This window comes from Alicyclobacillus kakegawensis NBRC 103104 (assembly GCF_001552655.1).
Taxonomy (GTDB): Bacteria; Bacillota; Bacilli; order Alicyclobacillales; family Alicyclobacillaceae; genus Alicyclobacillus_G; species Alicyclobacillus_G kakegawensis.
Genome location: NZ_BCRP01000012.1, coordinates 39,527 through 51,514, shown reverse-complemented (window position 1 = coordinate 51,514; position 11,988 = coordinate 39,527). Strand labels below are relative to the sequence as shown.

Genomic DNA, 11,988 nt, shown 5'->3' with positions numbered 1-11,988 from the left:
CCATGGAAGAACAAGCGTTTCTTGCCCGCATTCGCGAACGATTGGGCCGCCAGGACGGGGCTCCTGTAGCGCCGTACCGACGCGGTGCACCCGAATTTTGGACCGGGCGTTCGCTGAGCTCGGCGGATAGGGTATCCACTTTCGTCGAGCGGTTTGCCCAGCAGGGCGGTCAGGCGTGGGTCTGCCCGGATCTCACAGACCTACACAACCGACTGGAAGGGTTGCTCCGCGATCTCGCCCCGCCGGCCATTGGGGTGTGGGGCGGCGATACCCTGAAAGAGTTCCAGATTGACGGACTGCTCGCACGGTTTACGGTCCTACGCTGGGGAGAGGCGCCGGCGAAATCGTTTGCCGACACCCACGTCGGCATCACCGGCTGCGCCGCGGCAATTGCCGACACTGGGACCTTGATGATGGCGGCGGACGCTTGGCGAGGCCGATCCGTCCACCTCCTGCCGACGGTGCACATCGCGTTGCTTCACGCCCGGCAGATCAAGACCCGGCTTGGCGAGGCACTGCCGAAGCCCGGGGAGCGCGTGCCGTCATCGCTGCACTTTGTCAGCGGGCCCAGCCGGTCTTCGGACATCGAAAACGACCTGAGCATCGGCGTGCACGGTCCGGCGGCGGTATACGCCCTGGTGTTGGCTGGGCGGGCAACCTGATGTGCACATGTCGCCGGAAGGTCACAGCACCTCGATTTCCGCGTAGCGGACATCGGCAAGAGCGATGAGTCTGCGGTAGGCATCCGGGATTTCGTCATGGCCGAGGGCGGCCGCGCAGGTCAGAAACACCTCGTGCCCGTCCTCAAGGCCGCGCACGCGCAGGTTTTCCACGTGCATCCCCAAGCCCACCACCGCCTTGACTACCGATTCAATCGCGCCTTCGCTACCGACGATGACAGTAACATGGACTTCGTCTTCGCGCAGCGCGCGGGGGCCCACCCGCTTCATGATGAACGGGATCACCTCGACGCTGATGATGATGAGGGAGAGGCCCATCAGCGACTCCGCATAGTAGCCTGCGCCAATGGCGATGCCAAGACCCGAGGCGGCCCAGACAATGGCCGCGGTGGTCAGTCCCGAGATCACCTCGTTGCTGCGACGCAGGATGACGCCGGCCCCCAGGAAGCCGATGCCGCTGACAATCTGGGCCGCCAAGCGCATCGGATCCGCCCGTATCATCTGCGATCCGCCCCAAGAGGCCAGCGCGGACTCGATGGAGACGATGGTGAGCAGGCAGCTGGCTACCGAGATGACCAGGCAGGTTTTCAGGCCCAAGGGCTTGTGCTTGATCTCCCGCTCCAGGCCGAGGACGATCCCGCACAGGGCAGACAACCCCAGCTTGATTAGGATGACGTCCACGTGTTGTCCCCCTTCAGCCATTGTCTGCGCACCGTCTCCGCCACGTCTGGATGATTGGAGATCAGCACATCCACGCCCCACCGATACATCTCCGCGATGCGGGCCGGATCGTCCACCGTCCAGGCGGCCACCTGGACTCCCGCCTCGTGGCAGGCAGCCACGGTATCGGGCCGGATGAGAAGGTGCTGCAGGTTGACCGATTCAGCACCAAGCCGTCGCGCCCGGCGCCACGGCTGCCCCACGTCGCGATCAAACAACAGACCGATGGGGACGTCCGGCCAGCGCGACTTGAGATACTCCAGACAGGTGTGGCGAAACGACGAAAAGCGGACACACCGGAAGGGCACCGACATACGGCGCGCCAACTCCCGCGCCACCGGCACGACGGCGTCCACCAGCGCCCGGCCGCCCGCGCGATACACCTTGAGTTCCATGTTGACAATGGCCTCTGGCCGCGCCATCCAAATCGCCGTCAGCGCCTGTTCCAGCGTCGGGATGGGCTGAAACGCCAGGCCCTGCTCGAGGACCTGGCGTTTCAGATTGGATGAGCGGGACCCTGGACGGGTGGACGCTGGCCAATGGGCAGCCGCATTCAACCGCGCCAACTCCCGCGCCGTGTACGAAGCCACCCGGCCATGACTACCGGTCGTCCGATCCACCGTCGCATCATGCATCACCACCGGGACTCCATCCGCCGACAGCTGGACGTCCAACTCGATGCCCTCAATCGGCAGATCCAGTGCCCGCTCGAAGGCCAAGCATGTGTTCTCGGGGTAACGCCCGCTCCATCCTCGGTGCGCCTGGATCTGGGGATGTGCCATGCGATGTGATCATCTCCTCCGTCTCGGGGTGCCGAGGTTCCCGGCAGGTCCCCCGTCAACAGGCTGTCAGGCCCACCACACCTTGTCCAGACGTTCGCGAATGAGCTGCTGCTGCAAAAACTTCACCGCTTTTTGGAATCCTTCTTCAATCGACATCAGACTGTCTTCGTGTTCGATACTGATGGCCCCGTCGTAGCCGACCAGCTGCAGGGCGCTCACGATTCGCCGCCAAGTCTCCTCCCCGTGGCCGTACCCGACGGTGCGGAAGATCCAGGAGCGGTGCAACTCGTCTGTATACGGCTTGGTGTCCAGGACGCCGTTTTTGGCCGTGTTCTCGCGGTCGAACGCTGTGTCCTTGGCGTGCACGTGGAAAAGCGCCCCCGCTGCCGCCAATTCCTTGATGGCCACCACCGGATCCATGGCTTGCCAGAAGAGGTGGCTCGGGTCAAAGTTCACGCCGATGGATTCACCGCATGCTTCGCGCAGCCGAAGCATCGTTTCGGTATTGTACACAACAAAGCTTGGATGCGGCTCAATCGCAACCCGCACCCCATGCTCCGCGACAAACCGGTTCTGCTCGCGCCAGTACGGAATGACCTTTTCATTCCACTGCCACTCCAGCACCGTCAGGTTGTCGGTCGGCCAGGGGCAGGTCACCCAGACCGGGTACCGGGAGTGGTCCGACTCACCGGGGCAGCCGGAAAACGTGATGACGTTTTTCACTCCGAGCCGCTCCGCCAACAGGACCGTGTTGACGAAATCCTCATGCGCCTGCCGAGCCGCTTCGGCATAGGGATGAAGCGGGTTATCGTGACAGCTAAGGGCGCTGATCTCCAGGCCCCGGCTTTCCACCGCCTGCCGAAACGCCCGCAGCTTGCCCTCATCGGCAAGCAACTCGGCCGGATTGCAATGAGCCTTCCCAGGGTTGCCGCCGGTGCCGATTTCGACAGTCTGCAAACCGGCCTCGGCGATGATATCGAGCGCCTCCTCAAGCGGTTTCTGGCCAAACAAAACGGCAAATACTCCAAGCTTCATGGCAACCTCTCCTCGGGATCCAGGATGGCGTGAACAATTGCACACTTCTCCGTTCAATTTTAAAAGAATCGGGCGTATCGGGACAAGGGAGAGGTGAAAACGGACACCCTTCAGCGGAGCCTCACCGGGCGGCCGGACTGCGCCGATTCATAGGCAGCCAGAGCAACCTCCAGCGCGCGCAGACCGTCTACGCCGGAAATGGAAGGCATGCGCCCGGTTTGCACACAGTCCACGAAGTCCAAAATCAGCGCCGCGTCCATCGAATCGCCAAAAAAGGCGTGCTGATACCCGCCGTCTCTGTCGGAGTACACGTCCAGGTGCTGGGCAAGCGCGTCCACCTGCGTCACTCCGCCGGTGCCTATCACCTCAAGCGTCACATCCCCCCACGTTGGGTATGCGCGCGGCCGTGACCAACTGGGATCGTGAGACGCGAATACGCCATTCTCAAATTCCAGCATAAGCAGACCGCAATCGTCCGTCTCGATGTCGTAAAAACGGGTGTCGACCTCGGCGTAGACCTCCCGGACCTCACTTTCCGACAGCCAACGCATGATATCCACGACATGCACAGTATGATCCATCACGGCCCCGCCGCCGGAAAGGACCGGGTCTACGAACCATCCGCCTGGATTTTGCCCGTGATTGGTGCCGCGGATGGCCACGATTCGGCCAAGGCGTCCCTCCTCCACCGTCTGCTTCAGGCGGCAAAGGGGCGTACTGAAGCGGACAGGGAATGCGATTTGTAACGTTACCTGATGTTGCTCGCAGGCGTCAATCATGCGTTGTGCATCATTCACTGTGGTGGCTATCGGTTTTTCGCAGAGCACATGTTTGCCCGCCTCGGCCGCAGCCAGCACCATTTCGGCATGGCGGGCGTTTTCCGAACACACAATGACCGCATCAATGTCTTCCCGCTGCAACAGCCGCTGATAATCCACGCAGAAATCTCCGCCATATTGCGCCTGGGCCTTACGGCCGCGTTCCTCGTCCGTGTCTGCCACTGCCTGAATGCGCACGTTAGGCAGCTGCTTGAGGACGTCTGCGTACGCATAGGCATGCATGTGAGCGAAGCTCAGGATGCCAATACCCAACGGTTGCTTGGTCATGACCATCCCCCTCATTCTTGGTCGTATCCAGCCGTCTCGTGCAACACAACCGGCGCCCCCGTCTGGACACTGGTCAAGGCCGCGAGACTGATTTCCAGGGCTTTTAACGCGTCCTCGGCCGTCACCAGCGGCTTCTCACCGGATTGAATGCATTGCACAAAGTGCTCCAGCTCTCGTTGATACGGGCTTATCCGCAACGGACTTTCGGGCACCTCCACGCCGGCGGCGGTGTGCTCCGTCTGCCGGAATTGGCTGCTCAGGGCCGCTGCACGCCCACTCCTGAACTCGAGCAGTCCTTGCGAACCGGCGATTTCCAATTCGGTCTGGAATCCCTTCGGGTACGCCCAGGTCCCCTCGACGTGCGCCATGACCCCATTGCGAAAGCGCAGGCTGACAAACGCATGGTCCAGCTTCATCAGATCGCGCCCGAGTTGACTCTTGGCAAAGACGCGGTGGACCTCACCAAAACACCAGCGCAGAAAATCGAAATCATGGATCATGGAGTCGACGATGACCGTTCCGCTTTTGGCCACGTTCACGTACCAGTCCTCCCAGGCTGTGGGGAAAGCCCCGCCTCGCATCGCCCGCACCACACCGACGCGTCCGGCGGCACCGCTGGCCACCCAGTCATGTGCGCGCCGATATTCAGGAAAAAACCGCACGACGTGGGCGATGTACAGTTGCACACCGGCCGCCCGACAGGCGCGTATCATGGCCCGCGCATCCTCCAACGTGCGGGCAATCGGCTTCTCGCAGATGACGTGACACCCTGCCGAAGCTGCCGCTTCGACCACCTGCCGGTGCAGGTAGGTAGGAACACAAACATCGATGATGTCCGGCCGCGCTTCGCGAATCAGCTCATCCATGTCCGTGAAAGCTGCTGTATCCTTGCTCGCAGCCAGACGCCGTGCCGCATCCGCCCGGATGTCGAGAATGCCGACCAGATCGACATCCGCCATGTTGCGGTACCCGTCCGAATGGACCCATCCCATCGTCCCGGCGCCGATTATCGCCACCTTCAGACTGCTCATCCTCCGTTTCCTCCTTTTTCCACCAACCGCTTTTCATGACCGCGTCGCCTGGAGACTGCGCACGAAACGTGGGCCACGTCAGCATGGTGGCAGGCCACCTGGCGATCTCCCACCGGCCGCAGGGACGGTCGATCCCGCCTGCACACCTCAGATGCCAGTGGACAGCGCGGATGGTAGGGACACCCTGTCACGGTCGAACCGCTTGCCTCAAACGTCTTCCTGCCCACCGCCCGCAGTGGTGTCACCCCTTGCGCCGTGAAAGCAGGAATGGCATCAATCAACTCCCGTGTATACGGGTGTAGGGGGGTGGCAAAGAGGGTCTCCGACTCGCCCCACTCGATAATTCTTCCCTTGTACATGACGGCGGTCTGCTCACACATAAGACGGATGACCGCCAGGTTGTGAGAAATGAAGACGTAGGTGAGTTCCATATCCTCCTTCAAGGTTTGTAAAAGATTGAGGATCTGGGCTTGAATGGAGACGTCGAGACTCGATACGGCCTCGTCGAGGACAATCAATTCCGGCATGAGAGCGAGCGCTCTCGCGATGGCGACACGCTGCTGCTGACCGCCGCTCAATTCACTGGGAAAGGAGTTGCCCAAGGCCAGGGTCAAACCAACCTTCTCCATCAGCGCAAGCGCCGTCTCACGCCGCGATGACTTGTCACCGATACGATGAATCCACAGCGGTTCAGCGATATTTTCAGCCACGGTCAGATTAGGCACCAGCGCGGATAAGGGATCTTGTGCAACAAACTGGATCTGCCGGCGGTACGGTTTCAACCTGCGTTCAGGCAGGTGAGTAACGTCTGTACCATGCACCCATACGCGGCCTGAGGTTGGAGGGATCAGCATCAGGAGAATCCGTACCAGAGTCGATTTACCACTTCCGCTCTCGCCAACGACCCCCAGGCTCTGCCCTTTCGTAACCACAAGCGAGACGTCATCGCACGCCCTTACCTCGCCACGCTGTGTGGAAAAAGTCTTATAGACGTGTTCCAGCTGGGCCAACCGTTGGGACGTCAAACGGGCCACTCTTATCACCCTCCACACCGATATCGGGGAGCCAACACACGACTTCGTGGTTGTTGTCAAGACGGACAGTGGGTGGACGCTGGTTGCACTCCGGACGGCGTTGGCTACAGCGGCTTGCAAACAGGCACCCTTGCGGCAAGGCCCCGACCGGGTTCACCGGGTTGCCCGCGATGAAGGGGAGCTTCTCCCGCGGCCCGTCGATTCTCGGAATCGAACGAAGCAGACCGTGCAGATACGGGTGGGCGTGAGCGCTCATAAGCGAACCGGCGGGCAGGTGTTCCACCACCAAGCCAGCGTACATGACATATATTTCATCCGCCATCTGCGCCGCCACGGCCAGGTCGTGGGTCACCAAAATCATGCCCATCCCGTGTTCGGCCTGCAATTCTTTCAGCAGGGCCAGAATTTCAGCCTGTACGGTGACATCCAATGCGGTCGTCGGCTCATCGGCTATCAACAACTTGGGGCCAGCCATCAGAGCCATGGCAATCATCACCCGCTGCAACATACCGCCACTGAATTCAAACGGATAGCCCTTGAACCGGGACTCGGCGTCCGCGATACCGACACGCTCCAGGAACTCAAGGGCGCGCCACCTGGCCTGCCGTGGCGTTGCTAAATGGTGATACAGGAGCGGTTCCATCAGCTGTTGTCCAATCGTCTTGGTGGGATTCAGATAGGCCATGGGATTCTGAAACACCATCGATACTTGGTGGCCGCGCAATTTTCTCATCTGGCGCTCGGACAGGGCGAGGAGGTCTTGTCCATCAAACCAGATGCGCCCAGAAACGCGGGCCGTACGCGGCAAAAGCCGCATCAAAGCCGTCATGGCTGTGCTCTTGCCGCTGCCGCTCTCACCTACGATGGCGATTGCGCCTCCAGCCGGAAGTTCGAGGTTGAGCCCATTGACGGCGTGCACGAGTCCCTGGTCAGAACGGAACTGTACGCGCAAATCGTCTATCCGAAGTACTGCGGACACGCGCAGCCCCCCTTTCCCGTTAGCGCCGTTGCTTGGTGTCAAACGCGTCGCGCAGTCCATCACCGACAAACGTGAACGCGAGCAGGGCCACAGCGAACACAAGTGCCGGAGCAAGCAAGAGATACGGGTAAGAAAACAGTGACGATTGCCCTTCAATAATCATTTGTCCGAGGTCTGGCGTCGGCGGCTCAATGCCCAACCCGACGACAGACAAGCCGGCTTCAGTCATCATGTTTGCAGGGATACCAAACGTAACAGCGACCAGAATAGGTCCCAGAGAATTCGGAATCACGTAACGGCGTATCGCCCGCCACCACCCCGCTCCCATGGCGAGGGCGCTCTCGATATAGCCAGACTGGCGGATGGTCAACACCTGACTGCGCACCACCCGCGCCATACCAACCCAACTGGTCGCCGATACAGCAATCAACACCGCCCAGATGTTGTGACCGAGCAAAACCACCAGGATGATGCTGAACAAGAAACTCGGAAACGCGTACACGATATCGACGACACGCATCAAGACATTGTCCACAAACCCGCCCATGTAACCGGCCACGGCACCGAGCAGAACGCCCAACGTCAATTCCACGGCCTCAGCACCAAAACCGACAATGCAGGCGCTGCGCAGTCCCCACAGGACGCGGCTTAGGACATCCCGCCCCAACGAATCGGTGCCCAGCCAGTGTTGCAGACTCGGCGCTTGGTACGTCGCTGAGAAATCAGACTTAAAATAAGGATACGGAGCAATCAAGGGCGCCAGAATGGCCAACAGCACCAGCACGGCAATCACCGCCAACCCCGCAAGCGCCAAGGGATTGCGGGAGAAACGGTGCCATCGCATACGCAGGATGGATCTTCGCCACATCGCCCGCGACAGGCTGTCAGGCCGCCCAATTTCCACCGCCATATCCTTGCCCCCTTCTAGACAGATACCACTGCAGATGGTGAGGAAACGTCATTGCACATACCTGGACCTGCGAATGCGGGGATCGAGCACGCCGTAGATAAGATCGACAATCAGGTTCATGACCATGATGACCAGTGAATACAGCAACGTCGAATCCATGATGAGCGGATAGTCCCTGGTTGAGGCCGCATCAGTGAAAACATGAGCCAGGCCCGGCAAGCCAAACAGCTGTTCGATGAAGACGGTGCCCATCATCAGGGCGGCCAGGTGGGGCCCCACCACCGTGACAAACGGCAGCAGTGAATTGCGCATGGCATGCCCAAAAGCCGCCTGCCACAGGCTTCCCCCCTTGGCAAATACCGTGATGATGTACTCGGAATGGAGACTTTCTATCAAGCTGTTGCGCATGTAACGCGACATCGAACCCATCATCGGGATGGCCAACGACAGTACCGGCAAGATGAAATACTGCGGACCTTGGTATCCGAGGACTGGCAACAGATGAAACCAGACCCCAAAGACAAGCATCAGAAACACAGCCACGACATAAGACGGCACCGCCGTCCCTATCATGGCCACAAACATCGTGCTTCCGTCGATCCAGGAGTTCTCCCGCACAGCCGCAAGCGTGCCAAATACAATCGACAGCACCATCGCAACAGCAATGGAAGTCACAGCCAGGCCCAGGGAGAGCGGAAAAGTTTGGCGAATCAACGTCATCGTATCGGTATTGGGGAATTCGAACGAATATCCCATATGAAACGTGATGAAGTGCCAGACATAGTACCAATATTGAACATACCAGGGGTCATGGAGATGATATTCCTGCGCCAACTCTTGCGCGACCACATTGTCCAGGCCCATGCTGGTGGCCGCCGCGGCGATGTTGCCCACGTATTGGTTCAATTGCAGAAAGCTCCCGGGTGCAGCCTTCATCAAAAAGAACGTGACCAAGCTGACGACAAAAAACGCCACGATGATGTACAGCACACGCCGGATCAGATACTTGAACAACCCCATCCACCTCTCATCACCCAGGGGGCAACCCCCCTGGGCTGCAAGTGAACCTTTTACTTGGACCCGCTTGTCGCATGAATGTCGTTGAACCAGTACGGGGGATTAGTCAAGATAAAGTAGTTAGGCGCGTACCCGGTGAAGTTAGAACGCAGCAAAACCGGATTTTTCGGCGTGTATACCGGGATGTCGTAGGCCCGCTGCTCACGTGTTACATAGAACTTTTTCAAGAGGTTCTCGTCTTGCGTCTGGTACGCTTTGACGCCTGTTTTCACGTAATCAATGTATTCCTTCGGCAGGTATTTTTCGTATATACCAACCTCTTCCGACTCTTTCTTTGTCGGATCCAGGCTCGTGTTGCTGTCAATCTGATACCAGCGTTGATAGACGTCGGGAGGCAGGAACTGACTGTGCAATCCACCGTTGCTGTACAACCAATCACCCAAGTTTTGCGGAAGTTTCAATTCCGGATAAGAGCCCTGCTGGGAATTGTTCACCCATCCTACCTCATTGGCAGGCAGTTGCTTTTTCATGTCGGTCAGGTACTGACCCCATTCTTCGCCCTTGAAAACCACCTTGACCCCGAGCGTCTGTTGCCACATCTGTTGAATGGCCTCCGCCACGTTGTCGGTGGTCGACCCGACCAACAGCACGACGGTGGGAAAGCCCTTGCCGTTGGGATACCCTGCCTTGGCGAGCAATTGCTTCGCCTTTTCTGGGTTGTACGAAATGCCGGTGTCTTTCACCCAAGACTCTTGCCATTGCATAAGGAACGGATCGTAGGCAGGAATGGCGGTGCCTTTGAGAACGCTCTTGCATATCGCCTCCTTGTCGATGGCCATTTCAAACGCCTTTCGCACATCCTCGTTTTGCAATGCATTGTTCTTCGAAGGCATGACTTCCAGAGTGTATTGGGCTTGTGTATTCCAATAATGCAGCTGTTTCTTCAGCGTCGGGTCGGCATTGACCGCTGCCACGTCCTGCGGGCTCAGGAGGGCGCAATCCAGGGTTCCATTTTTGAAAGCGAGCAGTTGGTTAATGTTCGATGAGAATTGCACGGTGATCTTCTTGAGACTCACCTTGCCCCAGTAATAGGGGTTGGGCACCAATGTCGCCGAGGTCTTATTTTTGAACGAAGCCAACTTGTACGGCCCGTTTCCCACCACCTTGCTCGGATCTGACCAGTCATCGGGCTTCATATTCTCGACAACCTTTTTATCCACGGGGACAATCCAAGCGGACGTGTTCAGCGTCATGTCACGCAACAGGTGCTCGTCTTTATGACTGAGCTTCACCTGCAGGGTGTGATCGTCCAGAGCCTTGACTCCCAACGCGCTCATCGGCTTCTGGCCAGTCCGGCACTCGACGATGTTGGCAATCGGCACGTCAGTGATAGGCACCGGGCCATGCTTGGTCTCCTGGGAGGTTTGCAGGCTGACTGCACGCTGGATGGAGTAAACGAAGTCCTGTGCCGTCACCGGATCGCCGTTTGAAAACTTAGCATCCTGGCGCAGATGAAACGTCCAGAGGGTGTAATCGCTGTTGTGTTCGATCTTGTCGGCTACCCCCAACTCATACTTGCCATTCGGACCTCCGTGCACAAGTCCCTCAAAAACCCCGGCCGAATCCAGGAACATCTGGAACGTCCAGAGTGCTGGATCAAAACCGCTGCTGCCGTCGTTCCAGTACAGGGAAAACGTATCCGAGGTGCCCTGTTGCGAAGTCTGGACGGGCGTGTTCGTCTCGTTCTGCCCCGTATTGCCTCCGCTGCAGCCGGCAACCAGCCCAGCCGCTGTCAGCACAGTGAGTGCCTGCAACCCCACCCATTTTCCTGCTTTCATATCAGACCCCCCTTTATCCTTTCGCGCTGGTTATATTCATCCAGCGCGCCAGCGCCTGCACACTTTCCACCACGCCCCGCGCTTCGTCGCCACCACCTTCGTATTCCAGCGAGATGCACCCGTTGTACGCGGCCTCCTGGAGGCGCTTGAGAATACCCTCCAAAGGGATCACTCCGCGGCCACAGATAACCGACTTGTAGCGAGTGCCGTCGCTGGCCAGATACCCGTCCTCTCCAACGGTCCTCTGAAAGTCCTTCGCATGCACATGGACTATCCTCGGTAGCAGCGTTTCGAGGGCCGCGAGCGACGACTGCCCGACGAGGATGAAGTTCCCGGTGTCAAAGGCAGCCCCCAGAGCCGTGCTGCCCACTTCATCCAGAATCTTCTGTACTTGTTCCCCACGACCAGCCAGCTGGCCGTGGTTTTCGAGGGCCAGGGTCAGCCCCATTTGTTCGGCCGCTGCGGCGGCTTCCCGCAGTCCTTCCACGATGTACTGGAACCCAGCTGCAAAATCGGACTCGGGCTTCGCGTCGCCCGCAAACACGCGCACCACCTGGGTCCTCAGCGCCTCCGCAATCGCCAACCCGTCGAGAACGGATATCAGCGCCTGCTCCCGCAACGATGCCTCGGTTTGCACAAAGTCATTGCTCACCGCGTAGGCGCCGACCTGCATCTGATGGTCATCCAGAAATTGTATAACGGCAGGCAACTCCTGGTTTATGTCGCGCCAAAACACGTCCAACAATTCCACACAGTGAATGCCCTGCTGCGCACAGAAGCGCAAGAAGTCCATCACATGCCAACCCTGGTCGTAAAACTTTCGGTGCATGCTCCACATGCTCACACACAGCTTCAC

The 11,988-nt window shown here is 59.1% G+C and carries 12 protein-coding genes; 1 reads left to right on the top strand and 11 read right to left on the bottom strand.

Annotated features, from left to right (window positions below; genetic code table 11):
* Positions 1-2 precede the first annotated feature (2 nt).
* Entirely contained in the window at positions 3-662 is a 660-nt protein-coding gene (locus tag AK2_RS10570; RefSeq protein WP_067934134.1) for a LutC/YkgG family protein, read from the top strand.
* A 21-nt stretch (positions 663-683) separates the two neighbouring features.
* Here the strand turns inward: AK2_RS10570 and AK2_RS10565 are convergent, their stop codons facing one another.
* From AK2_RS10565 to AK2_RS10515, 11 genes are all read right to left on the bottom strand, one after another.
* Complete coding sequence (locus tag AK2_RS10565; RefSeq protein WP_245632867.1) at positions 684-1,361, bottom strand: MgtC/SapB family protein; 678 nt, start codon at positions 1,359-1,361, stop codon at positions 684-686.
* Positions 1,346-2,182, bottom strand: coding sequence for a glycerophosphodiester phosphodiesterase (locus tag AK2_RS10560; RefSeq protein ID WP_067934129.1), 837 nt, complete (start codon positions 2,180-2,182; stop codon positions 1,346-1,348). Before AK2_RS10560 ends, AK2_RS10565 begins: the two co-directional genes overlap by 16 nt.
* A 66-nt stretch (positions 2,183-2,248) precedes the next feature.
* Positions 2,249-3,217, bottom strand: a complete 969-nt coding sequence (locus tag AK2_RS10555; protein ID WP_067934127.1) for a sugar phosphate isomerase/epimerase family protein — start codon at positions 3,215-3,217, stop codon at positions 2,249-2,251.
* A 110-nt stretch (positions 3,218-3,327) separates the two neighbouring features.
* Complete coding sequence (locus tag AK2_RS10550) at positions 3,328-4,308, bottom strand: Gfo/Idh/MocA family protein (protein WP_067934213.1); 981 nt, start codon at positions 4,306-4,308, stop codon at positions 3,328-3,330.
* 26 nt (positions 4,309-4,334) lie between these two features.
* Entirely contained in the window at positions 4,335-5,354 is a 1,020-nt protein-coding gene (locus tag AK2_RS10545; protein WP_067934125.1) for a Gfo/Idh/MocA family protein, read from the bottom strand.
* Positions 5,351-6,388 carry an oligopeptide/dipeptide ABC transporter ATP-binding protein gene (locus AK2_RS10540; RefSeq protein ID WP_067934123.1) on the bottom strand — a complete coding sequence of 346 codons (1,038 nt, stop codon included), beginning with the start codon at positions 6,386-6,388 and terminating at the stop codon, positions 5,351-5,353. The genes AK2_RS10545 and AK2_RS10540 overlap by 4 nt, the downstream gene beginning before the upstream one ends.
* Positions 6,339-7,367 carry an ABC transporter ATP-binding protein gene (locus tag AK2_RS10535; RefSeq protein ID WP_067934120.1) on the bottom strand — a complete coding sequence of 343 codons (1,029 nt, stop codon included), beginning with the start codon at positions 7,365-7,367 and terminating at the stop codon, positions 6,339-6,341. The genes AK2_RS10540 and AK2_RS10535 overlap by 50 nt, the downstream gene beginning before the upstream one ends.
* Before the next feature lie 19 nt (positions 7,368-7,386).
* Entirely contained in the window at positions 7,387-8,277 is an 891-nt protein-coding gene (locus AK2_RS10530) for an ABC transporter permease (protein WP_067934118.1), read from the bottom strand.
* A gap of 48 nt (positions 8,278-8,325) precedes the next feature.
* The gene (locus AK2_RS10525; RefSeq protein ID WP_169794773.1) at positions 8,326-9,291 is read right to left on the bottom strand and encodes an ABC transporter permease; all 966 of its coding nucleotides are present in this window, start codon (positions 9,289-9,291) and stop codon (positions 8,326-8,328) included.
* A gap of 56 nt (positions 9,292-9,347) precedes the next feature.
* Positions 9,348-11,132 carry a peptide ABC transporter substrate-binding protein gene (locus AK2_RS10520; protein WP_067934113.1) on the bottom strand — a complete coding sequence of 595 codons (1,785 nt, stop codon included), beginning with the start codon at positions 11,130-11,132 and terminating at the stop codon, positions 9,348-9,350.
* 13 nt (positions 11,133-11,145) lie between these two features.
* Positions 11,146-11,988, bottom strand: coding sequence for a sugar phosphate isomerase/epimerase family protein (locus AK2_RS10515; protein ID WP_067934111.1), 843 nt, complete (start codon positions 11,986-11,988; stop codon positions 11,146-11,148).

Coding starts and splice junctions, on each gene's coding strand:
- AK2_RS10560 (WP_067934129.1), bottom strand. CDS start 2,182: ATGGCACATCCCCAGATCCAGGCGCACCGAGGATGGAGCGGGCGTTAC.
- AK2_RS10545 (WP_067934125.1), bottom strand. CDS start 5,354: ATGAGCAGTCTGAAGGTGGCGATAATCGGCGCCGGGACGATGGGATGG.
- AK2_RS10520 (WP_067934113.1), bottom strand. CDS start 11,132: ATGAAAGCAGGAAAATGGGTGGGGTTGCAGGCACTCACTGTGCTGACA.
- AK2_RS10570 (WP_067934134.1), top strand. CDS start 3: ATGGAAGAACAAGCGTTTCTTGCCCGCATTCGCGAACGATTGGGCCGC.
- AK2_RS10555 (WP_067934127.1), bottom strand. CDS start 3,217: ATGAAGCTTGGAGTATTTGCCGTTTTGTTTGGCCAGAAACCGCTTGAG.
- AK2_RS10530 (WP_067934118.1), bottom strand. CDS start 8,277: ATGGCGGTGGAAATTGGGCGGCCTGACAGCCTGTCGCGGGCGATGTGG.